Here is a 24,559-nt window from a genome sequence, read left to right on the forward strand (position 1 = left end):
AGTTGATGTAGGAACAAGACGACTCAGTGTAGGGTGGCAGGTATGCGATTGAGATGTCAGAACCGGGCGTATTGGTTGCAACTACGTAACAGCTGTGCGCTTCATAACGGTAGCCTCGCAAAACGAAACGGCTTGCAACAGTTTGCTTTCTTTTGGCGCACAGCCGCGGCTGCTATTGACTACCCTGCGCACATAATTTGTGCACGCAGTCGCAGTAAGCCACACCGCAAAGAAGCAAGAAGAGGAACGCAAGGCCGATGACCGGTAAGAAAATGAAGCGCAGCATGGAAGTGGATACGGTAAGAGGCATCGCCTGCATCTTGCTGGTTCTGTTTCATGTAGTAGGGGATACGCCCTCAGTGGGCCTGAAGGTTCCTGAGGGGCACTGGCTGCAGATATTCAATGAGGGGTTGGCCTATATCCGCATGCCGCTCTTTTCTTTCATATCGGGCTATGTGTATGCATTTCGCCCCTATGAAGGCAATGCTGCTGAATTCATTAAAGGCAAGGTCCGGCGGTTGCTGCTCCCCCTGATTACGGTGGGAACCATTTTTGCCGTCGTGCAGGCCTTCACGCCAGGCGCCAACTCGTCGGTCAGCCAGTGGTGGCTGCTGCACATTGAGCCCGTGGGGCACTTCTGGTTTCTTGAAGCGCTTTTTATTGTCTTCCTGGTCGTTCTGCTGCTGGAACACCTCAACGCACTTTCTACTGCGGCCGGATTTGCAGTGGCCTGGGCACTCAGCGCGGTGCTGTTTGACTACTTCAGCCCACCCAACTATTTCGCCGCCCGGGGCGCTGTTTACCTTCTGCCTTTTTTCCTGGCCGGGCTTGCCTGCAAACGATTTGACATCGGGACGCCAAAAGCCCGGCTTGTGGCAGCGGCAGTATTTATTTGCGCCGCCACCGGAGCCATGCTTTTTCCGCAATTTTCCGAGCAGGGAAGTTCTATCGCCGCACTGGCGCTCGGTGTCTCAAGCGCCTTTCTTCTTCTGCGGAGTGGCTGGAGTTTCGCGCCCCTGGCCTACATTGGATCCTTCTCATTTGCGATTTACCTGCTGCATGTTTTTTTTACGGCCGCGAGCCGTATCGCCTTCAGGAAACTGGGTATCACGGACACCTATGTCCTGATGACGCTGGGACTCGCCGCCGGGATTGCTGGTCCCGTCCTATCCGCGCTGCTCATCAGCCGGCACGCAGCCCTGAATCTGTGGCTACTGGGAACTGTGCCGGGCAAGCCGAAAACCAATCCGAAGCCCGTCGTAGCAGTCTGAAGGATCGGGGCTCGGGCCAACGGCCCAATTCACTCTGGCGCCAAGCTGCTCATCGCTGGCGGCGCCCTGGCGCCCCAATCAGTGACTCTGCTGCCGCGGCGAATCCTGAACGAATCGAACGTCGGCGCGGGAGCCGTGCCGCCGGAGTTGCACGATATTTTTCTCCGAGCATCCTCCAACCCGGCACCATCTGGCTGCGTGGAACGACTCCTCATTCGAACTAAACTGCCTGACGTACCGCAGGCAACCGGATCGGTGCGGACATGCAGGCGAGTAAGCAACAAAAAGATGGAGACAACATGCCCATGAATATCGTCATCACCGGTGGCGCCGGATTTCTCGGGGCCAGGCTGGCCCGGCGACTTCTGGACGCGGGGCAATTGGCCCTCGCGGGCAGCGCACCGCAAACCATCCGGACAGTGACGCTGGTTGACAGGGTGGCGCCGCCGGCCGCACTGGCCGAGGACAACCGCATTCGAGCCGTCACTGGCGATCTGAACCGGCTGCTGGAAGACGGCCATCCGCAAGCACTTGTGGTGACGGAAAAAGACACGCTGATATTTCATCTGGCGGCGGCAGTCAGCGGTGAATGCGAAGCGGACTTCGACCTCGGCATGCACAGCAATGTCGACGCCACGCGCGCGCTGCTGCAGGCGTGCCGCAGCCTGAAAACATCGCCCACCGTCGTATTCGCCAGTTCGCTTGCAGTGTTTGGCAATTCACCCGAGCAACCGCTCCCGGCGGTCATCGATGACAGAACGCTGCCCACACCGCAGAATAGCTACGGCATCCAGAAATTCATCGGCGAACAACTGGTGGCTGATTACGCGCGCAAGGGTTTCATACGCGGCCGCAACGTACGCCTGATGACCGTGAGCGTGCGGCCCGGAAAACCCAACGGTGCGGCATCAAGCTTTCTCAGCGGCATGATCCGGGAACCCCTTGCGGGAACGAGGGCACAGTGCCCTGTCCCTCCCGAAACGGCCGTGGCTCTTGCGTCACCCGGCCGCACAGTTGAGGGATTGATTCGCGCTGCGCAAGCCAGCGACACCGAGTGGGGTGCCCGCACAGCCGTCAACCTGCCGGCCCTCAAGACAACAGTTGGCGAAATGGCGCAAGCCTTGGCACGGGTGGCCGGCAAAGATGTGGCGGATCTGATCGACTGGGTGCATGACCCTGTCGTCACAGCCATTGTGGGCAGCTGGCCTGGCAATATCGACGCAGCACGCGCGCGGTCGCTGGGCCTGCTGCCTGACAGTGATTTTGAAAGCATCATTGCAGCGTACTTAAGCGAAAACCCGCGCACGACCGCAAACGCATCGCGGCAATAATGCGTGTGCTTATGGTCGGAGAATCCTGATACAGGACCGGCCCCAGTCGTCCACAGGATTTCCGGCCCGATCACCCAACGGAGACAAACAACATGAAGCTTTCAAAACTGATTATCGGTATGACGCTCGCAGCGGGATTCATGGCGTCTGCAAATGCACAGACCACCATGAAAATCAGCATTTCCACGGCCCAGAATTCGCATCAGGGCATTGCCATTGACACCTTTGCCAAAGAAGTCGAGAAACGCACAGCAGGCCGCTACAAAGTCCAGACCTTCTACAACGGAGCCTTGGGCGGCGAACGCGAATCCATCGAGGCCGTGCAGCTGGGCACCCAGGAGCTGGCCTTCTCCTCCACCGGCCCCGTACCCAACTTTGTCCCCGAGACCAAGATCCTCGACGTTCCTTTCCTGTTCCGGGACAAGGCGCACGCACGCGCCGTGCTGGACGGCCCCATCGGCCAGAATTTACTGACCAAATTCGATGCCAAGGGCTTTAAGGCGCTGGCCTGGGCCGAAAACGGCTTTCGCCACATGACCAACAGCAAGCGGGACGTGAAAGTTCCGGAGGACCTGAAGGGACTGAAGATGCGCACCATGGAAAATCCGGTGCACATCGCCGCCTACAAAGGCCTGGGCATCATCACCACGCCCATGGCCTTTCCCGAAGTGTTCACGGCGCTGCAGCAAGGCACAGTCGACGGCCAGGAAAATCCCCTGTCCGTGATCATGTCCGCCAAGTTCGACCAGGTGCAAAAGCACCTTTCACTGACCGGTCACGTTTATTCACCCTGTATTTTTGTCATGAACAAGGCAGCTTTCGACAAGCTCAGCGCCGGCGACAAGACGGCATTCATTGACGCCGCCAGGGAAGCGACCAAGGCGAACCGGGCCCGCGTGGACCAGGACGATGCCAACGGTGTAGCCGAGCTGCGCAGCAAAGGCATGACCGTGATCGAAAACGTGGACAAGGCGAAGTTCGTGGCAACGCTGGCGCCGGTCAACGCCGAATTTGAAAAGCAGTTCGGCAAAGCCAACATCGACGCGATCAGGAACTACAAGTAACCGTACCGCGGCTATTTTGCTACTTTTTTTGTAGCTGCTTGCGCCCGCTGCCATTGGCCTGCGGGCGTTTTCATTGCATACTTTCATGTATCGGCGCCTCCATGAAACAAGCCTTTCTTCAACTTGAACGGTGGACCACCGGTTTCTCCATGCTGGTGGCCTGCCTGATGCTGGTCATCGCATCGGGGCTCGGCGTGTTCCAGATCCTGACGCGTTTTGTCTTCGAGCAGCCTGCAGAGTGGAGTGAAATCCTGATCCGCCTCAGCCTGATCTGGATGGTCTTTATGGGAATCCCCATGGCTTTCCGCCAGGGCGCCATGGTCAGCGTGGACGTGCTCTATCGCTGGAGCCCACCTCGCATCCGGCGGGTGCTGGACTGGCTGGTCTGCCTCGCCGCCCTGCTCCTCGTCGCGGTCATCGTCTGGTGGGGCTGGGACTATTCCCTGCGCGGGCGTGCGCAGTCCATGGCTGGCCTTGAATCCATTTCGATGTTTTGGGGCTATGTGGCCATGCCGATCGGCGGCATGTTCTGCGTAATGGGCATCATCGGCAACCTGATCGACCCACAGCGCAACGAACTGGAGACTGCGCAATGACCGCGGTAATGATTTCCACCATGGTGCTGTGCTTTGCGCTCACCGTTTCCGTGGCCGTTTCCATCGGCCTGGCGTCCATCTTCGGTATCCAGGCGTCCAGCGCCAACATGCTGATTTCAGTCAAGGAGATGTTCTCCTCGATCAACAAGTTTCCGCTGGCCGCGATCCCCTTCTTCATCCTGGCCGGCAACCTGATGGAAACCGGCGGCATCTCGCGCCGGCTTGTCGAGTTCGCCAAAAGCATTGTGGGGGGCGTCCAGGGCGGCCTGCCCATGACCTGCGTGCTGACCTGCATGATCTTCGCCGCGGTGTCCGGCTCCTCCGTGGCCACCACCTTCGCCATTGGCGCCATCCTGATCCCGGCGCTCATCAAGCACGGTTACCCCACCGCCTACGCCGCAGCCCTGCAGGCCACCAGCGCCGAGTTGGGCGTGATCATTCCACCTTCCATTCCCATGATTCTTTATGGCGTGAGCGCCGAAGTGTCGATCGGCGAACTCTTCATTGCCGGCTTCGGCCCGGGGCTGCTGATCGGCTGCGCACTGATGCTGTTCGTGCACCTGTATTGCCGCTGGAAGGGTTGGGGAAAGCAGGACGGTGACGGCCGCCTAGGCTTTGGCAAGGCGACCTGGCAGGCGGGCTGGGCATTGTTGATGCCGGTGATTATTCTGGGCGGGATTTACGGCGGGATTTTCACGCCGACCGAAGCCTCTGCCGTGGCGGTGTTTTATGCGCTGGTCGTGGGCATCGTGATCTACCGCGAAATCAAGCCGGCCGACCTGTACGTCATCCTGCGCAAATCGGTGCTCTCCAGTGCCGTGATCATGTTCATCATCGCCAATGCCGGGTTGTTCGCCTTCCTGATCACCCGGGCTGGCGTGCCGGACGCCATAGGCCATTGGCTGGAAGCCGTGCTGCAATCGCCCGCACTCTTCCTGCTCGGCGTTAACGCGGCGCTGTTCATCATCGGCATGTTCATTGAAACCAGCGCAGCCATCATCGTGCTGGCGCCCATCCTGGCGCCGGTGGCGGTGCATTTCGGCATTGACCCGGTGCACTTCGGGCTGGTGATGGTGGTCAACCTCGCGCTGGGGATGATCACGCCGCCATTCGGCGTGAACCTGTTTGCAGCCTGCACCGTCGCCAGGATATCGCTGGACCGCATCGTGACCCACCTGATCCCCTTTGTGCTCGTTATCCTGGCTTGCCTGATGGTGGTCACTTACGTCCCGCAGCTGTCGCTGGCTTTGCGGGATCTGGTCTACGCCAAATAGCTTTTCGGACGGGATTCACGAGGCTGTCATTTTCAGCAGCCATGCTCGGGGTTTCATTTGAGGATGAAATCCATGCAGCTCCATAAAACCGACCGTGCCCGCGCCGAGCTCAAGCCCGGCGTGAGAACGCTAGGCCAGCGCGAGCGCACCCTGCTGCTGATGGCCGACGGCAGCAAGTCTGCCCAGGACTTCCGCCCGCTGTTTGAGGGCGACGGCGAAGCCATTGCCCTGCGCCTTTTGCGTGACGGCTTTCTGGAAGCCCATCCTGGCAGGGCGTCCGCACCGGCAAAAAATCCCTCGCCTGCACCCGCCCACACACTCACGCCGGCGCAGTTGCAGAATTTCCCCAGCCCCGAGACCACGCAAGCCATTCAGGTCTCCGCCGACCAGTTTGAAGGCAAGCGCTCGCTTGCCACAACCCGGATGTTCCTGTTCGATATTTGCGAGCGCATGTTTGCCCGGCGCGACCCGGTGATGGCCGAGCGCTTTCGCGAAGCGCTGCGCAATGCCAAGGACCGCGAGACCATGCTCGCCGCCTCGCGCCAAATGCTGGAAGAAATCGAGAAAATCGCGGGCCATGAGCGTGCCGACTCCATCAGCGAGCGGATCGCCATGCTGCTGCCCCAGCATCTGGCTGCCTGATCAGGCTCGGAGCAGCTTCCGTTACACTTGGCTGGTCAGGAGAGAGTTTTCCTTAGCGAAAACCGCCGAAGGCGCACGAGCACCCTGGGGGTACCCCCAAGTAGCACTGAACGCTCAGGCAAAAGGACTGGCAACCGCCCTGCGGCGCACCACGCGGCGAGGCGTTCCCTACTGGAGAGAGGCCGCCCTTCACGGGCAGCCCACCGAAGGAGCAAGCCCGCATCGCCGGGTGAATCTCTCAGGTAAAGTGGACAGCAGGGGCAGCCCATGGATTGAGAACAAGTTCTTGCCATGACCGTGTTTGCCCCCCGGAGAATGCCTTGTCCGATTCGTCCACTTCTTCCGCTGCCCCCGAAGCCCTGCTGAAAACGCCGCTGCACGACCTGCACGTGGAGCTAGGCGCGCGCATGGTACCTTTTGCCGGCTATTCCATGCCGGTGCAATACCCAGCGGGGCTTATGGCGGAACACCACCATACGCGCCAGGCTGCCGGCCTTTTCGATGTGTCCCACATGGGCCAGTTGCGCCTGGTGGGCGCGGATGCAGCGGCGGCGCTTGAATCCCTAATCCCTGTCGATGTGATTGACCTGCCTGCCGGCAAGCAGCGCTACGGCCTGTTGCTCAACGACGACGGCGGCATCATCGACGACCTGATGTTCTTCAACCGCGACTACGCGAACGGCGGCGACCTCTTTGTCATCGTCAACGGTGCGTGCAAGGCGGGCGACATCGCGCACATCCAGGCCAAAATCGGTTCGCGCTGCGAAGTCATCCCCATGCCCGAAATGGCGCTCATGGCGCTGCAGGGCCCGCAGGCCGTCACGGCCTTGCAGCGGCTGGCCCCAGGCGTCGAAAAGCTGGTGTTTATGACCGGTGGGCGCTTCACCGTGGCAAATTGCGACTGCTTCATCACCCGCAGCGGCTACACCGGCGAAGACGGCTTTGAAATCTCGGTGCCGGCTTCGCAAGCCGACACACTCGCACGCGCACTGCTCGCGCAGCCCGAAGTCAAGCCCATCGGCCTGGGCGCGCGCAATTCGCTGCGGCTGGAGGCCGGCCTGTGCCTCTACGGCAACGACATCGACATCACCACCACGCCGGTGGAAGCCAACCTCAACTGGGCCATGCAAAAGATTCGCCGTACCGGCGGCGCGCGTGCCGGCGGTTTCCCGGGCGCGGACAAAATCCTGGCGCAACTGGCTGACCCCGCCCTGCTCACCCGCAAGCGCGTCGGCCTGGTGGCGCTGGAGCGCGTGCCGGTGCGTGACCATACCGAGTTGCAAAGCACCGATGGCACAGTCATCGGCGAGGTCACCAGCGGCCTGTTGGGGCCCACGATCAACCAGCCGGTCGCCATGGGCTATGTCAAACCTGAATTCGCCGCGCTGGGCACGCGCGTGAACGCGATGGTGCGCGGCAAGGCCGTACCCATGGAAGTCGCCGCCATGCCTTTTGTTCCCGCCCGCTATTACCGCGGCTAGACCCTGAAGCTGTCACTTCATTTTTTTTCACCCCGCCACTCAACCCCGGAGAACCTCATGACCGTCAAATACACCGAAGACCACGAATGGGTCAAGATTGAAGGCAACGTTGCCACCGTTGGCATCACCGTGCATGCGCAGGACGCGTTGGGCGACGTGGTGTTTGTGGACCTGCCGGCTGTCGGCACCACTTTCGCCCAGAAAGAAACCGCCGGTGTTGTCGAATCCGTCAAGGCCGCGGCCGACGTGTATATGCCCTTGAGCGGCGAAGTGACCGAAATCAACGAAGCCCTGAAAAACGACCCATCGCTTGCCAACAGCGACCCGATGGGCGCCGGCTGGTTCTTCAAGGTCAAGTTATCTGACCCTTCACAGCTTGACGCGCTGATGGACGAGACCCGTTACACAGCCTTCGCCGCCTGATTTCCTGACCGACTTTTTTTGATTCCTGGCTGCCAAGCCTGACACGGGACCCGACATGTTGATGCAATCCGCCAAGCCCTTGGGCGATCTTGAAAATCCTTCCGAGTTCATTGCCCGCCATATCGGCATTGACGACGCCGACGAAGTCCACATGCTCAGCATCGTGGGCTCGGCTTCGCGGCGCGCGTTGGTGGAAGGCATCGTTCCGCGCTCGATTGCACGCAGCACGGCCATGGCCATCCCGGCTCCTGTAACGGAGGCAGCAGCACTCAAGCAGCTCAAGGCCATCGCGGCCAAGAACCAGGTGTTCAAGAATTTCATCGGCCAGGGTTACTACGGCACCTGCACGCCCGGCGTGATCCTGCGCAATATCCTGGAGAACCCCGCCTGGTACACAGCCTACACGCCCTACCAGGCCGAGATTTCTCAAGGCCGCATGGAAGCGCTGATCAACTTCCAGACCATGGTTTGCGACCTGACCGGCATGCCGATCGCCAACGCCTCCATGCTCGACGAAGCCACCGCCGCCGCCGAAGCCATGACCCTGGCGAAGCGCAGCGTGAAAAGCAAGAGTAATGTCTTCATCGTCGCGGGTGACTGCCATCCACAAACGATTGAAGTCATACACACCCGCGCCAAGCCGTTGGGCATCGAGGTGAAGGTCAGCACGGCGGCCGTCACGGTGCCGCAGTTGATGGCCGAAGGCAACTACTTCGGCGTGCTGGCGCAATACCCCGCCACCACCGGCAGCATCCATGACCTGCGCCCACTGGCCGGCCAGGCCCACGTCGACGGCGCGGCACTTTGCGTCGCGGCCGACCTGCTGGCACTGACCCTGCTCACACCACCCGGCGAATGGGACGCCGACATCGTGCTCGGCAACACGCAGCGTTTCGGCATGCCCATGGGCAACGGCGGCCCCCACGCCGCTTACCTTGCCTGCCGTGATGAATTCAAGCGCTCGCTGCCGGGCCGCCTGGTCGGCGTCACCGTCGACAGCCACGGTAACCCGACCTACCGCCTGGCGCTACAAACCCGCGAACAGCACATCCGCCGCGAAAAGGCTACGTCCAATATCTGCACCGCGCAGGTGCTGCCGGCCGTCATCGCCAGCATGTACGCGGTCTACCACGGCCCGCAAGGCCTCAAGCGCATCGCCGAGCGTGTGGCGGCCTACACCGCCATCTTCGTGCAGGGCCTCAAAGAGCTGGGCTATGAAATCACCAACACAGGCGCCTTCGATTCCGTCACGGTGAAGACGGGTGATGCTACCAATTTGATAGCTGACCGCGCACGTTCGGCGGGCGCCAACCTGCGCTTTCGCCTGAACAACCATCTGGGCGTGTCGCTGGACGAAACCACCAGCCGCAAGGACATCGAACTGCTCTGGTCCTTCTTCGCCAAACCCGGCCAGACCGTGCCCGTGGTCAGTGCGTTTGAAAAAGGCATTGAATCGCTGATTCCTTCCGAGCTGCGTCGCACCAGCGCCTTCCTGTCGCACCCGGTGTTCAACACCCACCACTCCGAAACCGGCATGCTGCGCTACATCCGCATGCTCAGCGACAAAGACCTCGCGCTGGACCGCAGCATGATCCCGCTGGGCAGCTGCACCATGAAGCTCAACGCGACCAGCGAGATGATTCCCATCACCTGGCCGGAGTTCGCCAACATCCACCCGTTTGCCCCTGCCGATCAACTGCAAGGCTACGCAGAACTCGACAAGCAGCTGCGCGACTGGCTGTGCCAGGCCACCGGCTACGCGGGCATCAGCCTGCAGCCCAATGCCGGTTCGCAAGGTGAATACGCGGGCCTGCTGGTCATCAAAGCCTTCCACGAGGCCAAAGGCCAGGGCCACCGCAACATTTGCCTGATTCCATCGTCGGCCCACGGCACCAACCCGGCCAGTGCACAGATGGTGGGCATGACCGTCGTCGTCACTGCTTGTGACGCGCAGGGCAATGTCGATATGGCCGACCTCAAGGCCAAGTGCGAACAGCACAGCGCCAACCTCGCCTGCGTGATGATTACCTATCCCAGCACACATGGCGTGTTTGAAACCCAGGTGAAAGAGCTCTGCGCCATGGTGCACAGCCATGGCGGACGCGTTTACGTGGACGGCGCCAACATGAACGCACTGGTCGGCGTGGCCGCGCCAGGCGAGTTCGGCGGCGACGTAAGTCACCTGAATTTGCACAAAACTTTCTGTATTCCGCACGGCGGCGGCGGCCCTGGCGTAGGCCCGGTCTGCGTCGTGGCCGACCTGGTGCCTTACCTCCCCGGCCATGCCACAGCCGGCATTCCCGTCAACGGCGTGGGCGCGGTTTCTGCGGCCCCGCTGGGTAACGCAGCGGTGTTGCCCATCAGCTGGATGTACTGCCGCATGATGGGCCCGGAAGGTCTGACGCAAGCGACCGAAGTGGCCATCCTCAGCGCCAACTACATCAGCTCACGCCTCAAGGACCACTACCCCACGCTGTACGCCAGCGAGAACGGCCATGTCGCGCATGAATGCATTCTCGATCTGCGCCCGCTCAAGGAAACCAGCGGCGTCACCGCCGAAGACGTGGCCAAGCGCCTGATGGACTACGGCTTTCACGCGCCCACATTGAGCTTCCCTGTGCCCGGCACCTTGATGGTGGAACCTACCGAAAGTGAAACCCTGGCCGAGCTGGACCGCTTCATCGACGCGATGATCGCCATCCGCGAAGAGATCCGCAAAGTCGAAGCCGGCCAATGGCCCCAGGACAACAACCCGCTCAAGCATGCGCCGCACACGGCAGCCAGCCTGATGGGCGCCGACTGGGACCGTCCCTACTCACGCGAGACCGGGGCCTTCCCACTGGCTTCGCTCAAGCAGGTCAAATACTGGCCACCCGTGGGCCGCGTCGACAACGTCTACGGCGACCGCAACCTTTTTTGCAGCTGCGTACCCGTGAGTGATTACGCCTGAGTTGGACGCTCACATCATCCTCATCGTCGCGGGCGCGGCGGCGGCAGGTTTTGTCCAGGGCCTCTCAGGCTTTGGCTTCAGCCTGGTTGCCATGTCTTTCTGGGCCTGGTCGATAGACCCGAAGCTGGCGGCTGTCATGGCAGTGTTCGGCGGCCTGATGGGCCAGGTCATGGCGGCCTTCACGGTCAGCCGCACGACTGACTGGAAACGCCTGCTGCCATTTCTGGCAGGCGGCCTAATTGGGCTGCCGCTGGGCCTACTGCTGTTGCCACGGCTTGACGTCCAGTTGTTCAAACTGTTTCTCGGCGTGCTGCTGGCGGTATGGTGCCCGGCCATGCTTTTTTCGGGCAAGCTTCCGCGCATTCACCACGGAGGCCGCGTCGCCGACGGCACGATAGGCGTGGCCGGCGGTTTTATGGGTGCATTGGGTGGCTTCAGCGGCGTGATCCCGACGCTGTGGTGCACGCTGCGCGGCTACGAGAAGAGTGCCCAGCGCGCCGTCATCCAGAACTTCAATCTGGCCGTGCTGACCGTCACCATGGCCAGCTACGGCGCCGCCGGCCTGGTTACCCGCGAGACACTTCCCATGCTGGCCATCGTGGCGCCTGCTGCGCTTATTCCTGCCTGGCTGGGTGGACGGGTTTACACGGGTATCAGTGACCTGGTCTTTCGCAGGCTGGTGCTGAGCCTGCTGACCTGCTCCGGCGTGGCGATGCTGGTGTCATCCGTGCCAGAGTTGTTACGACGGATGGGCTAGGGCCTGCTAACGCTATTGATGCAAATGCGAATGGGGTGAGCAAGCCGCCGATCAGTAGAAACGGGAACCAGCCCGTAGCTCGCGAATGGCCCGCATCATGGTGGGTGCCAGCGCATTCCATTGCAACGCCCGCAGCGATCGGCGGTAACGCAGCCCGCTGCCCCCCAGGGATGCCGACACCAGTTCCAGGGGATCGCTCACCACGCACAGAAGCCGCGTGAGCATGGGGTCCTGCTCGGTAGGCACACCGCCGAGGAAGGCGTCGTTCTTTCCGTCCCACAGAAGCTGGGCATTGATGTGGATACCCCAGCCGCACTCCCAGCCGTTCGCTTTCAGGCGTTCGAGCGCCGCAGCCACGTATTCGGCATCGAAGATATAGGTGTCGGTGCGCACCCAACGGCCCAGCCAGAACTCCGCCAGCGGCCGCGCCGCCGGCGTGGCCCGGGGGATCAGGCCGCGAAGCATCTCGCCGCGCATCTCCATGTAGCGCACACGGGCCGGGATGCCTGCGGAGCGCATCAGCGCGATCAGCAGCGTCACCTTGTCGTCGCCGTCGCCCCCGCGTGCCTCGAGCACGTCGCGAGCCGTCGGGTACTGCAGCTTGACTCGCTTGGTATAGGGCAGGCGCTTGACGAAGCGATAGATGGCCAGCGCCTTGTCCCGCTCGGTGCGGCACAGCTGGACAATCGAGCGAGCCTTCAGGCGCAGCTTGGTGTCGTCCAGGTCCAGCAGTGGCGTGGTGCCAAGCCAGTCTTGCGGCCGGTCACTGGCTCTTTGACGCAGCCGGCGGGGCGAATCGAATTGTGCGGCAAGTGCCACCATGGAACCACCGGCGGAGTGAATGGTTTACGCATCGTAACCCCGGAGGCGCAATTGCGGCGAATTTCCGTTCCTCGCCCAGACGCTGAGGGACTGGCCCCTTCTTCCTCTGGAGAAGGCAGGCATGAGGGTTCGCGGCGTTGGATGTTGCGCCGCAACATGCCGTCAAACGCTGTTGACCAGCCGGCGGTTCAGGCACCAGTGCCCAAGGTACTTCCGGTTTCAGCTAACGCATTGCGCAGCTGGGCCTGTGCGATGGGCAGTTGCAGCGCTACGGCGCGCTCCACCACGGGTGCCAGGCGACGCTGCTTCTTCTGTGCGTGGTCCTTGGCAATGTCGGCCAGACGGTGTTCCAGAAACGGGTTGAGCAGACGGTCGCGCAATTCCACCAGGTAGGCGCGGGCCTCGGGGCCTGTGCCCTCGGCGTCAAATACCGGCAATACCTCGTCGGCCCACACCGCCTCCAGCGGAGTGCGCAGCGCCGGAGTGTGCATGGCCTGCATCACGGTCATGTCCGCAGCACCGCCCAGCAGCTGCCAGCGTTCGGCCAATACCGTGTGGCCCAGGTTCAGCAGCCAGAGCTTGCGTTGCTCGAATGGGGCCAGTGCATCCGTCACCACCATCGCCGGGTGGCTGCAAGGTAGCACCATGCGCGGCTGGCGTTCGATGGCCCACAGCGCATAGGGCTCGGCCACCGCACCGGCGGGTTCCAGCGGAGACGAGACGATGCGGTCCACCAGTGAATTGACCCACACGCAGTGCTCCCGCACATAGCGAAGGAAGGCGAGCGTAGCGCCCCAGTTCTGGGCCAGCGTGGATACCAGGTCGCGCAGTGTGTCACCGTTGCGGCTGACCAGTTCGCAGGGATATAGCGTCAGGGGAGCCTCGGGCTGCTGCTGCCAGCGGTGGTGCAGAAGCACCACCAGCTTGGCCGGGTAGCTGCGCGGCGTCGTCGAGGGGCTACGCAGCAGCGCTGCGTTGTCGGAGTCGTCCAGTGCATAGCCCATATCTGCTGTGTTGGAGATGATGACCTGCACGGTGGTGGCCATGGCATCGCACAACTGTGTCCAGTCGCGGCGGGCATGCCAGACGGTCTGTACTGCGTTCACTTGCACGGTTTCCTCGATACGCTGGCCATGCTGCATGCCGCGCAATTCGACGCGGTAGCCGTGTGCCAGTGCCGCGGCGCGCGCACTGCTCTGCGGGCTGTCTGTGCTCTGCACGACGGTAATGCCGCCCAATGCCTGGCCTTGGGCCAGGGCTTGGGACACAAACAGGTCTGCATGCGCCTGCAGAAAACGCCCGGTGCCAAACTGGAGGATGGGCGTACTCACGTGCACGCTCCGGTCAGCATTCGATCAGCGCCTTGACCACGCCCTGCGTGGGGTCCAGCAGCGTGGCAAACCGGGCGGGTACATCGGCCAGGGCCATGCGATGGGTGTTGAGTGCCGCGGTGGGGATTTTGCCGCCCCGCATCGCCTCAAGCACTGTTTCGAAGTCTTCCATGGTGGCATTGCGGCTGCCCAGCAGTGTCGCCTCGCGTTTGTGAAACTCCGGATCGGCGAAGGTAATGTTGTCCAGCACTATCGACACCAACACATACTTGCCGCCATGGGCAATGAACTGGAAGCCGCGCTCCATGGCTTTTGCGTTGCCTGTGGCGTCAAAAACGACATCGTAAAAATCTCCATCGGTCAGTGCGCGCAGCTCGTCCAGGTCCTTGTCACCTATCACAACACCCGCATGCGCACCCAGCTGTTGTTTGCAGAACTCCACCCTTTCCTTTCGGGTGTCCAGCGCTGTGACCCGGCCACCACGCAGGCCGGCGAATAGCAAGGCGGCCATGCCGATGGGGCCCGTCCCTACCACCAGTACACGCTGACCGGGCTGCACGTCGGCGCGACGTACGGCGTGGGCACCAATGGCCAGAAATTCCAGCATGGCGGCCTGGTCCAGTGAAACACCCTCTGCCTTGCGCACAAACTGCGCGGGTACGTTGAGATACTCGGTGAAGGCGCCGTCGCGGTGCACACCCAGTACCTGGATGTTGACGCAGCAGTTGGTCTTGCCCTGGCGGCAGGCTACACACCGGCCGCATGACAGGTAAGGCATGACGAAGACGCTGTCGCCGGCCTGAAGGGGGCTGTCCGCTGGAGCTTCCTCTACGGTACCCGCGATTTCGTGGCCCATGACGCGTGGATACGCCAGGAAGGGTTGTTTGCCGGTGAAGATGTGCAGATCGGTGCCGCACACCCCCACGCGGCGGATGCGCAGCAGCACATCGCCTTCATTGCGGATGGGCATGGCCCCTTCGACCGTGCGCAGCACGCCGGGAGTTTCGCAAATGACTGTCAGCATAGATGTCCTTGGGTGGAAGTGGTTAGTCAATGTGGAATACGGATTCCATGGCGGCCCAGTGCTCGCCTGGGCTGCGGGTTTGAAGGGGGCGTTGGCAGGGGCCGCAGAGGGTCCACCAACGCTGCGTCTCGGCATCAGCGGCGATAGCGGCCATGTCCGCGTCAAAGTCCCGGCCGTGATATTCCCAGTAGCCGAACAGCAGGTTTTCCGGCTCTCGCAGAAAAATGCTGTAGTTGCGCACCTGCGATTGGTGAATGCGCTGCAGCACAGCGGGCCAGACGGCCGCGTGCAGGCGCTTGTATTCGGCGATGTGCCGGGGGTCGATACCAATGACCCATCCCATTCGTTGCATGTCAATTTCCGTCTATATGTTGGCCAAGGTGGTACAGGCGGCGCGCATTGCCGCCAAAGATGGCGGACAGTGGCCAGTGCGGTTTGCCAGATTCCGGAAATGCTGGTGCGCGTCGATCAGCATGGGGTTTTCCTCAAGCTGGTACTGGCGCATCGGGATGCAGCAGGCCGCGGCTGCGCAGGGCCTGCCACATCGTGGCGGGAATGGGCGTCTCCAGCCAGGCGACGTTCTGTTGCAGCTGGGTTGCGGTGCGGGTGCCGGTGACGCAGCTCACCACCGCAGGGTGCCCCAGTGGAAACTGCAGTGCGGCGGCCTGCAGGGGCACGCCGAATTCCTCACAAGCCAGCGCCAGCGCTTGCACGCGTGCCACTATGGCGGGCGGAGCTTCCGCATAATTGAACTTGGTGTTGCCCGCCAGGACGCCGGAGTTGAACGGCCCGGCCGCCACGATAGCGTTGCCGCGGCGCATGCACTCGTCCAGAAAGGGGGTGAGGCAGTCCTGCTCCAGCAGGGTGTAGCGCCCGGCCAGCATGGTGCAGTCCAGGTCGAACTCCTGCATGCTGTCCATCACCACCTGCCATTCGTTCACACCCAGGCCCACTGCCCTGGTGGCACCGCTTGCGCGCAATTCGTCCAGCGCGCGGAAGCCGCCCCCCGTGGTCAGTTGTTGCCAATAATGCGCATGCTGTTCGCCGTGGGTGTCGCGGCCGATGTCGTGTACGTACAGGATGTCGATATGGGCCAGGCCCAGCCGCTGCTGGCTGTCCTCGAATGAGCGCATCACGCCGCTGTAGCTGTAGTCATACTGCGGGCGAAACGGGTAGGGGTTGGCCCAACCTCCATCGCCAGGAGCCACGCTGGCATCGGGGCGCAGCAGGCGGCCCACTTTGGTGCTGACGACATACTCATGGCGTGGGCAATCGGCCAGCTGGGCTCCCAGGCGGTGCTCGGAGCGGGTGTAGCCATAGTAAGGCGCAGTGTCGAAATAGCGCACGCCGGCCGCCCAGGCGCTGGCAAAGACTTCCTCCACCTCGCGGGCGCTGGTGGCACGGTACAGGCCGCCCATTTGCGAGCAGCCCAGGCCCAGGGCTGTCAGCCGCAGGTCCACGCGTGGAAGGCGTTTCAAATCCGTGGTATGCATATGCCCATCCTCCGGCAGCCGGTGCCGGAGGGGTCCTTGGGTTGGAGCGGTTTAGTAGAGAACGTTCTTGGCAGCGGGCGTGTCGATGTTTTTCTTGGTCACCATCAACACACCGGTATCGCGGAACGCGGGCACTTTCTTGCCTGCCACGATTTCCGCCACAGTCTTTACGCCCAGGTTGCCCATCTCGAAGGCGCTTTGCACGGCAATCGCCTCAATGGTGCCGTCTTTCACAAAGCCTTGCAGGTCGGAGTTGCCGTCAAAGCCAATGGCGACCACTTTGCCGGCTTTGCCCGACTGAACCAGTGCGCGGCCCATGCCGATAGCGGTGGGTTCGTTGGCACCGAAGATGCCCTTGAGGTCGGGATTGGCAGCCAGCACGTCGGTGGTCTGGTTCAGTGCGGTACCCATCTGCGAGTTGGAGTAGAAGGGGCCTACGATCTGCAGCTTGGAGTGTTTCTTGATGTAGTCGGTGAAACCTCCCACGCGGCCGATTTCCGAGCCCGAGCCCGCCGTATAGGACATGACGGCGATCTTGCCGGTGGTACCGACTTTCTCGATCAGCGTCTTGGCGGACATTTCTCCGGCAGTCTTGTTGTCGGTGGCCAGGAAGGATTGGTAGTAAGCCTTGCCGGCATCCGATGCGGCGGAGTCAATCAACACAACCGGAATCTTGGCTTCCCAGGCTTTTTTGATGGCGGGGATCAGGGCATCCGGATCCGACGGGGCCAGCACGATGCCGGCGACCTTGCGGTTCACGGCGTTTTCCACCAGGGCTACCTGCCCGGCCAGGTCGGTGTCGGATGCTGCGCCCTGGAAGGTGGCGGTGTAGCCCTTGAGATCCCCCACGGCAGCGTTGGCGCCTTTCTTCACGTTTTGCCAGAAGTCCGAGTTGGCGGTCTTCACGATGACGGCAATTTCCTTGTCGGCGGCCATAGCCATCGACGACGCAGCCACCAGGGCGGCTGCGATCAGTGTGTGGACAAATTTTTTCATTTCTTTCCTCATGGGTAGTGGTTGTGGAGGTTGTCTCTCGAAGTCCCGGTAAGCCCTGCCGGTAGGGATCACTTGCGATGGCGCATCTGGTCGATCCATACGGCCAGCAGGATGACGACGCCGATCAAAATTTGTTGGGTGAAAGCGGACACCCCGCTCATGTTCAAACCGTTGCGCAGGATGCCAATCACAAACGCACCGATGACGGTTCCCGACACCGTGCCCACACCACCCGTGAGCGAGGTGCCGCCTATCACCGCGGCGGCAATGGCATCAAGTTCGTACATCAGGCCCTCACTGGGCTGGGCCGTCACCAGGCGTGACATCAGCACGCAGCCGGTCAGCCCGGCCAGCAGGCCGGAAAGCACATAGGCAAACAGCGTCACGCCGTTAACGTTCACGCCCGAGAGCCGGGCGGCTTCCAGGTTGGAGCCGATGGCGTACAGATGGCGCCCCAGCGTGGCACGGTTGAGCAGGATGGAGACGGCCAGCGCCAGCACGATCATGAGCACCACGGGGTAAGGGATGCCGACGAACACCACGTCGGGGAAGCCGTCCGCACCGATGTTGACGATGCGGAACAAGGCTCCGTTGCCCAGTTCCGCAAAGCTGTCGCCCAGGCCGCTGATGGCGCGGGCATCGGTCAGCTGCAAAGCCACGCCGCGTGCCACCAGCATCATCCCCAGGGTGGCAATAAAGGGCGGCAGTTTGAGCACCGTCACGCACAGGCCGTTGATCAGCCCGCACAGGGCACCAACCAGCAGGCCGGCAAACATGCCCAGCGGCACGGGTGCGCCCGCCTTGACCAGCATGGCGGCCACGACGCCGGACAGTGCCAGGATGGCGCCTACCGAGAGGTCGATACCGCCGGTGATGATCACGCAGGTCGCTGCGATGCCGAGGTAGGCAATGGAGGTCACCTGGAGCGCCACGGTCATGCCATTGCCCACGCTGAAGAAGGCGTTGCTGGTGAACGAGAAGATGGCGATGAGTCCCAGCAGGCTGGCCAGCGCGGCAAATTTCTGAAACAGGTCTTGTTGTTGTTCGGTCATGGTGTGGTTCGGGGAAAGAGTCTTGGAGGTTCAGTTGATCAGCTGGTCGGCGGGCAGAGGCGGCACGCTGCGGCCGGAGGCGTAGTGCATGACCTCCTCCTGGTGGGTCTCGCGGGTCGGGAGGATGGTGACCAGGCGGCCTTCATGGAAGACCGCGACACGGTCGGTCATTCCCATGATTTCGGGCAGCTCGGAGCTGATCATCACGACGCCGATGCCCTGCCCTGCGAGCTGGTCGAGCAACTGGTAGATCGCGTACTTGGCGCCCACGTCGATGCCGCGGGTGGGCTCGTCAAAGAACAGCACGCGTGATTGGCGGAACAGCCATTTGCTGATCACGAGTTTCTGCTGGTTGCCGCCCGAGAGCAGACGCACGATCTGACTGCTGCTGGGCGTGCGGATGTCGAGTGCGCCGATATAGTGGCGTGCGGCATCCTGCTCTTTGGCAAACTGGATCATGCCCGCACGGTTGGACACGGCTTCCATGTTGGCCAGCGTGATGTTCTGTGCCACGTTCATCTTCAATGCCAGCCCGTCGTGCTTGCGGTCCTCTGACAGGTAGGCCAGCCCCTGGCGCACGGCATCCCGCGGCGAGTGAATGGTGAGACGCTGCCCGGCCAGAAACACCTCGCCGGCGTCGATGGGATCGGCACCAAAAACGGCGCGGGCCACTTCGGTGCGGCCGGCCCCCATGAGCCCTGCGAAGCCCAGAATTTCGCCACGGCGCAGCTCAAAGTTTACGTCGTGAAACACACCCTGGCGTGTCAGGCCCTGCACGCGCAACAACACGTCGGTCGTGGGCACGGACGTTCTCTTGGGGAATACATCGTCCAGCGAGCGCCCCACCATTTTGGCCACGATCCCTTCCACACTGGTGTCGGCCAGGTGTTCGGTGGATACGTAGCGACCGTCGCGCAAGACAGTGACGCGGTCCACGATGAGCGCCAGTTCGTCTAGGCGGTGGGAGATGTAGACAATACCCACCCCCGTACGCTTGAGCTCGTGGATGATGGCAAACAGCTTCTCGGTCTCCGACTCCGTGAGGGACGAGGTGGGCTCGTCCATGATGAGCACCTGGGCGTTGAGCGACAGCGCCTTGGCAATTTCCACCATCTGCTGCTGGGCGACAGACAGGGTTTTGACCAGAGCATCCGGTGAGATGTCCTGCCCCAACCGGTCCAGGCATTGCTGTGCCTGGCGGCGCAGTGCCGCCCTGTCAATCAGCCAGCCTTTGCGCGGCTCGCGGGCCAGGTAAATGTTTTCGGCCACCGTGAGATGTGGAGCCAGGTTCAGCTCCTGGTGAATGATGGCAATGCCGACAGCCTGGGATTCGGCGGTGGATTGGAACTGGCAGGCTTCGCCGCGGTAGTACAGGCCCCCCGCATCGGGCTGGTACTGGCCGCTGATCACCTTCATCAGCGTCGATTTGCCCGCGCCGTTTTCGCCGCACACCGCGTGTACCTCCCCACTTCGCACCTCAAAGCTCACACCATCCAGTGCCAGCACTCCCGGGAAGCGTTTGGTAATCCCTTCCAGGCGCAACAGTACGCCAGCCTCAACGGGGCTGGGCGCGTCGGGACGGACGGGATCGGACACGGATGACAGCAATGCGAACTCCTCTTTGGTGGGCCAGGGAACCGGGAGGGACGAATTTGCATGTTTTGCAAATTGGTAAGGCCACCTGACACGATGTGCCGTATTTGGCCTTACCGGGAAGTGCGTGTGTATTGGTGCTTACCCGTGATCCAGGGTCAAAATCGGTGTGAAAAAACGAAACAAAATCTGCGCAATTGCACAGGCCTGACCACGAGCTGCAGAGCTTGGGCTCATGACCATTCGCGGCGGTTCTCGACCCAGCGCTGTTCGGAGGCTTGCAGATGCATGCGCATGGCGTTCTGCGCGGCCAGTACGTCCCGGTTCTCCAGGGCGCGCAAGATGGCCTCATGCTCCTGTAGCGCAATGGCCCAGCTTTGGCCGGATTCGGAGTGCGCGCTCAGGCGCGCGGCAATCGGGCTATGGCGCTCGTCAAACAGCTCGCCCACCAGCCGCTCCAGCACGGAGTTGCCTGTCACGGCTGCAATCATCTGGTGAAACTGCCGGTCAAAGGCCAGGGGCGAGCGGTTTTGCGCCATGGCGGACAGCATGTTGTCCAGAATCTGTCGCAGCGCCAACAGTGCTTCGGGCGTGGCTTTGGCGCAGGCCTGCAGCACGATGGTGCCCTCGATGGCGGCGCGTGCCTGCATCAGCTCGATCGGACTTTCGCCCATGGTGGCCAGGGACTGCGGCTTGCGCTGGGCCGCGCTGCAGACGTACACGCCAGCGCCCATGCGCACTTCCACGCTGCCCTCAATTTCCAGTGCAATCAGTGCCTCGCGCACCGAGGGGCGTGAGACGCCCAGCTGCAGGGCCAGATCGCGCTCCGGCGGCAACCGCGCACCCGCGGTGTAGTTGCCCTTGTCAATGAAGGCGCGGATCTGCTCGGCAATTTGTTGGTAGAGCCGACGGTTGTCAACCTGTTTGAGTTGGTCCAGCATGAGTCCTCCGCGTGAAGTGCAGTTTATGCGACAGCGGTTTGGCTATCGGCTTATGGCTCGAAAAGGTAAGGCCAATTTAATACTTTTGCGTCGGCTTTACCAATTTTGGAGCCAATTTTGTTTACATGGGGTACCACTCATGCCTTCGGTCCGCTCATGATCCAGCCCAGCGACACTGACAATGTGGGACAGGCGAGCCGGCGCTACAGGGCAAGGCGAGAGCCCGGACGATAATCCAGGCCACACGTTCCGATTCCCCTTAGCCATGAAAGCATGACCTCCATGAAGACATTGACCACCGCACTTGGTGCCCTGGCCTTTCTTGCCCTGTCCACCACCGCCCTTGCCGCCGCCCCGGCCGAGACCCTGCCCAGCGGCGTGAAGATCGTGCACAGCACCGACGGCACCGGCCCGCAGCCCAAGGCGACGGACACCGTCAAGGTGCACTACCGCGGCACGCTGGCCGACGGCAAGGAATTTGACAGCTCTTACAAGCGCGGTGCGCCCGCCACCTTTCCGCTGAACCGCGTGGTGCCCTGCTGGACCGAAGGCGTGCAGAAGATCAAGGTCGGCGGCAAGGCCACACTGACCTGCCCACCCGCCACGGCCTATGGCGACCGCGGCGCCGGCGGCGTGGTGCCGCCCAATGCCACGCTGACCTTCGACATCGAACTGCTCGCGATTGAAAAGTAAAAGCTAAAGAGGCACTTCGAGCGTCGTGAGGAGGGCTTTGTCAAAGGCCTGCGCGCGCTCGAACTGCAGCCAGTGGCCGGCGCCTTCGACCAGGGCCAGGCCCCTGAAATCTGCAGCTCGCTCCAGGGCCGCCCGCAGCCCATCAAGCTTGCCGCGGTACAGCGCATCTTCTTCCCCGTAAATCGCCCACACTGGGCAGCGCAGCCGCGCCAGTGACTGCGCCAGCGCGCCGGTGCGCGCCAGGCTGCGGCCCTTCATGCGGTCGCGCAGCACGTTGGCGATGTGCAGGCGCAAGGCCAGTTCGTTGATGGCGTCCGCGCGGTACAGCATCAGCGCCGCGAGGTTGTGGCGATGGATCTCGTCGAGCTGGCCCGCATCGGTGATATGCCGCCAGGCGCGCAGGCGTATGGCCTTTTCGGGCGCCACACCCAGGCCGGGCGCACCCACCAGCACCACACGCGCCGCCCGGGCGGGGAAGCGCTCTGCCACAAAGCCGGCCACCATGCCGCCAAAGGAAAATCCCACGAGGTCGCAGGCCGCCTCGCCCGCCAGCAGGGCCAGCCCTTGCTCGACCGGTTCGGGCAGCACGTCGGCATCAGTGCCCCGCAAAGGCGCGGCCGAATCGCCAAAACCGGGAAGGTCGGGCACCAGCACCCAGCGGCCCGACGCGGCCAGCGCGGGGATGTTGCGTAACCAGTGCATCCAGCTGCCGCTGCCGCCGTGCAGCAGTACAAGGGGCGCGAGCCCGGGCCGGCGCGTGGCCTGGCCCCAGGTGTGCCAGACCATGGCGCCGTCGCCGCAAGGGGTTTCAAAACGGCTGGCCGTGCGCAGCATCGCGAGCGCTTCGGGAGGCAATGAAATGTGTACCGAATCTGCCATAAGGGACTTATACCCTGCCCCTCATGCGGCCATCGCCAAGCTCCTAAACTGGCCCGGCACCCTTACAACAACATCCATGAATTCAGGCCGGCTCGCCTCCTCTTCACGCCCTATCCCCCTTCCGGGAGAGGGCGCAAAAACATGATCCCCTTTTCAGTCCTCGATCTATCCCCCATCGTGACGGGCGCCACCGCCGCCGATGCCTTTCGCAACACCCTGGCGCTGGCCCGGCATGCCGAACAGCTGGGCTTCAAGCGATTCTGGCTGGCCGAGCACCATAACAACCCCGGCATCGCCAGCGCCGCCACCGCGGTGGTCATCGGCCATGTGGCAGGCGGCACGCAAACCATCCGCGTAGGCTCCGGCGGCGTGATGCTGCCCAACCACTCGCCGCTGGTGATCGCCGAGCAGTTCGGCACCCTGGCTTCGCTGTACCCCGGCCGCATCGACCTGGGACTGGGACGCGCACCGGGCACCGACCAGCCCACCGCACGCGCGCTGCGCCGTGACCAACAGAACAATGCCGACACCTTTGCGCAGGACGTGGAGGAACTGCAGGCCTACTTTGAACCGGCAGAGCCCGGCCAGAAAATCCGCGCCGTGCCGGGCGCTGGCCTCAAGGTACCGCTGTGGCTGCTGGGCTCCAGCCTCTTCGGCGCCCAGCTCGCCGCCATGCTGGGCCTGCCCTTTGCCTTCGCATCGCACTTCGCGCCCGATATGCTGATGCAGGCGCTGCATCTGTACCGCAGCGGCTTCAGGCCTTCCGCCCAGCTCGCCAAACCCTACGCCATGGTGGTGGCCAACGTCGTGGCGGCCGAAACGAATGAGGCAGCACGCTACCAGCTCACCTCGGTGCAGCAGGCCATGACCAACCTGTTGCGCGGCACGCCGGGGCCGATGCCGCCGCCGATCGACGATATCGAAAGCTACTGGTCACCGGCCGAAAAAGCCGGCGCGCAGCGCATGCTGCGCTACGCCGTCGCAGGTTCGGCGGCAACCGTTGAAAACCAGCTTCAGCGCTTCATTGAGGACACCCGAGCCGATGAACTGATGGTGACCACTCACATTTACGACCCCGCCGTCGCCCGGCGTTCCCTGGAAATCACCGCGCAGGTGCGAGACAGGCTGCAGGAAGAACATCAGCGCCGCGCATAATGCTATTGTTTTTATAGCTGCTTGCGCTCGTCCTTATTGGGCTGGAGCCCTAAATTGCTTCTATTTCGTCACGCAGGCGCCGCAGGCCAGTCCTGTGGCTACCGAAATGCAAAACGTGCCCATTGGCACAGATCATGCAAAGCTGAAGCACCCGCCCGTGGGCAACACGCCAGCTTTCCATGCCCCCAGTTACATCACCCGAACGCCACACCCTTTTTGACGATGCGCAAGGCATCTTCACGGGCACGCTGTTTGTGTCGCTGGCGATGGTGATCTTCAACCAGGCAGGCTTGTTGACGGGCGGTACGGCCGGCGTGGCCTTTGTGCTGCACTACGCCACGGGCGTGAGCTTCGGCAAGCTGTTCTTTCTGGTCAACCTGCCCTTTTACTGGTTCTCCTGGACCCGCATGGGCCGCGAGTTCACCATCAAGACCTTCCTGTCCATTGCATTGCTGTCGCTGCTGGCGGACTGGTCGCCCCGGGTGCTCGACATCGCGGACATCCACCCGCTGTACGCCGCGCTGGTGGGCGGCCTGCTGCTGGGGACCGGTTGCCTCTTCCTGGCCCGGCACCGGGCCAGCCTGGGCGGCGCCACCATCGTGACGCTCTATCTTCAGGAAAAGCACGGCTGGCGCGCCGGCAAGATACAAATGGCCATTGATTCGGCCGTGGTGTTGATGGCGCTGGCAGTCGTGCCCCCTGAGCGCGTGGCGTATTCCGTCATGGCCGCCGTGCTGATGAGCCTTTTCCTCTGGGTCAACCACAAACCCGGGCGCTACACGGTGACCTGA

The 24,559-nt window shown here is 62.5% G+C and carries 23 protein-coding genes and 2 riboswitches; of the genes, 13 read left to right on the forward strand and 10 right to left on the reverse strand.

Translation table 11 applies throughout. The features are described from left to right. Positions 1–257: 257 nt before the first annotated feature. The 10 genes from AC1D11_RS09500 (at position 258) to AC1D11_RS09545 (ending at position 11,789) form a co-directional block, all read left to right on the forward strand. Positions 258–1,271, forward strand: a complete 1,014-nt coding sequence (locus tag AC1D11_RS09500; RefSeq protein WP_477650994.1) for an acyltransferase family protein — start codon at positions 258–260, stop codon at positions 1,269–1,271. A gap of 305 nt (positions 1,272–1,576) precedes the next feature. Further along, positions 1,577–2,602: a D-erythronate dehydrogenase gene (denD, locus tag AC1D11_RS09505; RefSeq protein ID WP_477646436.1), complete on the forward strand. Its 1,026-nt coding sequence runs from the start codon at positions 1,577–1,579 to the stop codon at positions 2,600–2,602. A 92-nt stretch (positions 2,603–2,694) separates the two neighbouring features. Continuing rightward, positions 2,695–3,666 carry a TRAP transporter substrate-binding protein gene (locus tag AC1D11_RS09510; RefSeq protein ID WP_477646215.1) on the forward strand — a complete coding sequence of 324 codons (972 nt, stop codon included), beginning with the start codon at positions 2,695–2,697 and terminating at the stop codon, positions 3,664–3,666. Positions 3,667–3,767: 101 nt separating this feature from the next. Further along, positions 3,768–4,262: a TRAP transporter small permease gene (locus tag AC1D11_RS09515; protein WP_477646216.1), complete on the forward strand. Its 495-nt coding sequence runs from the start codon at positions 3,768–3,770 to the stop codon at positions 4,260–4,262. Further along, the gene (locus AC1D11_RS09520; protein WP_477650995.1) at positions 4,259–5,536 is read left to right on the forward strand and encodes a TRAP transporter large permease; all 1,278 of its coding nucleotides are present in this window, start codon (positions 4,259–4,261) and stop codon (positions 5,534–5,536) included. The genes AC1D11_RS09515 and AC1D11_RS09520 overlap by 4 nt, the downstream gene beginning before the upstream one ends. A 72-nt stretch (positions 5,537–5,608) precedes the next feature. Further along, positions 5,609–6,178 carry a hypothetical protein gene (locus AC1D11_RS09525; protein WP_477646218.1) on the forward strand — a complete coding sequence of 190 codons (570 nt, stop codon included), beginning with the start codon at positions 5,609–5,611 and terminating at the stop codon, positions 6,176–6,178. Between the two features lie 26 nt (positions 6,179–6,204). Further along, positions 6,205–6,318, forward strand: a riboswitch (glycine riboswitch). Positions 6,319–6,339: 21 nt separating this feature from the next. Beyond that, positions 6,340–6,443: riboswitch (glycine riboswitch) on the forward strand. A gap of 55 nt (positions 6,444–6,498) precedes the next feature. Then, a complete protein-coding gene (gene gcvT / locus AC1D11_RS09530; protein ID WP_477646219.1) occupies positions 6,499–7,659 on the forward strand; it encodes a glycine cleavage system aminomethyltransferase GcvT in 1,161 nt (386 codons plus the stop codon). Positions 7,660–7,716: 57 nt separating this feature from the next. Next, the gene (gene gcvH, locus AC1D11_RS09535; protein ID WP_477646220.1) at positions 7,717–8,082 is read left to right on the forward strand and encodes a glycine cleavage system protein GcvH; all 366 of its coding nucleotides are present in this window, start codon (positions 7,717–7,719) and stop codon (positions 8,080–8,082) included. 55 nt (positions 8,083–8,137) lie between these two features. Further along, complete coding sequence (gcvP, locus tag AC1D11_RS09540) at positions 8,138–11,032, forward strand: aminomethyl-transferring glycine dehydrogenase (protein ID WP_477650996.1); 2,895 nt, start codon at positions 8,138–8,140, stop codon at positions 11,030–11,032. Between the two features lies 1 nt (position 11,033). Continuing rightward, a complete protein-coding gene (locus AC1D11_RS09545) occupies positions 11,034–11,789 on the forward strand; it encodes a sulfite exporter TauE/SafE family protein (protein WP_477646222.1) in 756 nt (251 codons plus the stop codon). Positions 11,790–11,840: 51 nt separating this feature from the next. On the opposite strand, the gene AC1D11_RS09550 is transcribed toward AC1D11_RS09545, so the two are convergent. From AC1D11_RS09550 to AC1D11_RS09590, 9 genes are all read right to left on the reverse strand, one after another. Next, complete coding sequence (locus AC1D11_RS09550) at positions 11,841–12,611, reverse strand: transglutaminase-like domain-containing protein (protein WP_477646223.1); 771 nt, start codon at positions 12,609–12,611, stop codon at positions 11,841–11,843. 188 nt (positions 12,612–12,799) lie between these two features. After that, on the reverse strand, positions 12,800–13,942 hold the full coding sequence (locus tag AC1D11_RS09555) for a mannitol dehydrogenase family protein (protein ID WP_477646224.1): 1,143 nt from the start codon (positions 13,940–13,942) through the stop codon (positions 12,800–12,802). 13 nt (positions 13,943–13,955) lie between these two features. Further along, a complete protein-coding gene (locus AC1D11_RS09560) occupies positions 13,956–14,966 on the reverse strand; it encodes a zinc-binding alcohol dehydrogenase family protein (RefSeq protein WP_477646225.1) in 1,011 nt (336 codons plus the stop codon). 22 nt (positions 14,967–14,988) lie between these two features. After that, a complete protein-coding gene (locus tag AC1D11_RS09565) occupies positions 14,989–15,318 on the reverse strand; it encodes an L-rhamnose mutarotase (RefSeq protein ID WP_477646226.1) in 330 nt (109 codons plus the stop codon). Between the two features lie 133 nt (positions 15,319–15,451). Next, positions 15,452–16,459 carry an aldo/keto reductase gene (locus AC1D11_RS09570; protein ID WP_477650998.1) on the reverse strand — a complete coding sequence of 336 codons (1,008 nt, stop codon included), beginning with the start codon at positions 16,457–16,459 and terminating at the stop codon, positions 15,452–15,454. Positions 16,460–16,510: 51 nt separating this feature from the next. Next, positions 16,511–17,455: a substrate-binding domain-containing protein gene (locus AC1D11_RS09575; RefSeq protein ID WP_477646228.1), complete on the reverse strand. Its 945-nt coding sequence runs from the start codon at positions 17,453–17,455 to the stop codon at positions 16,511–16,513. A 68-nt stretch (positions 17,456–17,523) separates the two neighbouring features. Beyond that, entirely contained in the window at positions 17,524–18,507 is a 984-nt protein-coding gene (locus AC1D11_RS09580; protein ID WP_477646229.1) for an ABC transporter permease, read from the reverse strand. A gap of 30 nt (positions 18,508–18,537) precedes the next feature. After that, positions 18,538–20,112 carry a sugar ABC transporter ATP-binding protein gene (locus AC1D11_RS09585; protein ID WP_477646437.1) on the reverse strand — a complete coding sequence of 525 codons (1,575 nt, stop codon included), beginning with the start codon at positions 20,110–20,112 and terminating at the stop codon, positions 18,538–18,540. 221 nt (positions 20,113–20,333) lie between these two features. Beyond that, complete coding sequence (locus AC1D11_RS09590) at positions 20,334–21,041, reverse strand: FadR/GntR family transcriptional regulator (RefSeq protein ID WP_477646230.1); 708 nt, start codon at positions 21,039–21,041, stop codon at positions 20,334–20,336. A gap of 282 nt (positions 21,042–21,323) precedes the next feature. Here AC1D11_RS09590 and AC1D11_RS09595 point away from each other — a divergent pair, with 282 nt between their 5' ends. Then, positions 21,324–21,734, forward strand: a complete 411-nt coding sequence (locus tag AC1D11_RS09595) for an FKBP-type peptidyl-prolyl cis-trans isomerase (RefSeq protein WP_477646231.1) — start codon at positions 21,324–21,326, stop codon at positions 21,732–21,734. Positions 21,735–21,737: 3 nt separating this feature from the next. On the opposite strand, the gene AC1D11_RS09600 is transcribed toward AC1D11_RS09595, so the two are convergent. After that, on the reverse strand, positions 21,738–22,613 hold the full coding sequence (locus AC1D11_RS09600) for an alpha/beta fold hydrolase (RefSeq protein WP_477646232.1): 876 nt from the start codon (positions 22,611–22,613) through the stop codon (positions 21,738–21,740). A gap of 141 nt (positions 22,614–22,754) precedes the next feature. Here AC1D11_RS09600 and AC1D11_RS09605 point away from each other — a divergent pair, with 141 nt between their 5' ends. Next, a complete protein-coding gene (locus AC1D11_RS09605) occupies positions 22,755–23,768 on the forward strand; it encodes an LLM class flavin-dependent oxidoreductase (protein ID WP_477646233.1) in 1,014 nt (337 codons plus the stop codon). Positions 23,769–23,947: 179 nt separating this feature from the next. After that, on the forward strand, positions 23,948–24,559 hold the full coding sequence (locus AC1D11_RS09610; protein WP_477646234.1) for a DUF6198 family protein: 612 nt from the start codon (positions 23,948–23,950) through the stop codon (positions 24,557–24,559).

It is taken from the genome of Polaromonas sp. P1_E11 (assembly GCF_056405995.1).

Bases quoted from the DNA above. Each gene is read 5' to 3' on its own strand.
- AC1D11_RS09560 (WP_477646225.1), bottom strand. From the start codon at position 14,966: ATGCTGACAGTCATTTGCGAAACTCCCGGCGTGCTGCGCACGGTCGAA.
- AC1D11_RS09580 (WP_477646229.1), bottom strand. From the start codon at position 18,507: ATGACCGAACAACAACAAGACCTGTTTCAGAAATTTGCCGCGCTGGCC.
- gcvP (WP_477650996.1), top strand. From the start codon at position 8,138: ATGTTGATGCAATCCGCCAAGCCCTTGGGCGATCTTGAAAATCCTTCC.
- AC1D11_RS09610 (WP_477646234.1), top strand. From the start codon at position 23,948: ATGCCCCCAGTTACATCACCCGAACGCCACACCCTTTTTGACGATGCG.
- denD (WP_477646436.1), top strand. From the start codon at position 1,577: ATGAATATCGTCATCACCGGTGGCGCCGGATTTCTCGGGGCCAGGCTG.
- AC1D11_RS09500 (WP_477650994.1), top strand. From the start codon at position 258: ATGACCGGTAAGAAAATGAAGCGCAGCATGGAAGTGGATACGGTAAGA.
- AC1D11_RS09605 (WP_477646233.1), top strand. From the start codon at position 22,755: ATGATCCCCTTTTCAGTCCTCGATCTATCCCCCATCGTGACGGGCGCC.
- AC1D11_RS09590 (WP_477646230.1), bottom strand. From the start codon at position 21,041: ATGCTGGACCAACTCAAACAGGTTGACAACCGTCGGCTCTACCAACAA.
- AC1D11_RS09575 (WP_477646228.1), bottom strand. From the start codon at position 17,455: ATGAAAAAATTTGTCCACACACTGATCGCAGCCGCCCTGGTGGCTGCG.
- AC1D11_RS09595 (WP_477646231.1), top strand. From the start codon at position 21,324: ATGAAGACATTGACCACCGCACTTGGTGCCCTGGCCTTTCTTGCCCTG.
- AC1D11_RS09510 (WP_477646215.1), top strand. From the start codon at position 2,695: ATGAAGCTTTCAAAACTGATTATCGGTATGACGCTCGCAGCGGGATTC.
- AC1D11_RS09550 (WP_477646223.1), bottom strand. From the start codon at position 12,611: ATGGTGGCACTTGCCGCACAATTCGATTCGCCCCGCCGGCTGCGTCAA.
- AC1D11_RS09600 (WP_477646232.1), bottom strand. From the start codon at position 22,613: ATGGCAGATTCGGTACACATTTCATTGCCTCCCGAAGCGCTCGCGATG.
- AC1D11_RS09565 (WP_477646226.1), bottom strand. From the start codon at position 15,318: ATGCAACGAATGGGATGGGTCATTGGTATCGACCCCCGGCACATCGCC.
- AC1D11_RS09525 (WP_477646218.1), top strand. From the start codon at position 5,609: ATGCAGCTCCATAAAACCGACCGTGCCCGCGCCGAGCTCAAGCCCGGC.
- AC1D11_RS09520 (WP_477650995.1), top strand. From the start codon at position 4,259: ATGACCGCGGTAATGATTTCCACCATGGTGCTGTGCTTTGCGCTCACC.
- AC1D11_RS09515 (WP_477646216.1), top strand. From the start codon at position 3,768: ATGAAACAAGCCTTTCTTCAACTTGAACGGTGGACCACCGGTTTCTCC.
- gcvH (WP_477646220.1), top strand. From the start codon at position 7,717: ATGACCGTCAAATACACCGAAGACCACGAATGGGTCAAGATTGAAGGC.
- AC1D11_RS09570 (WP_477650998.1), bottom strand. From the start codon at position 16,459: ATGCATACCACGGATTTGAAACGCCTTCCACGCGTGGACCTGCGGCTG.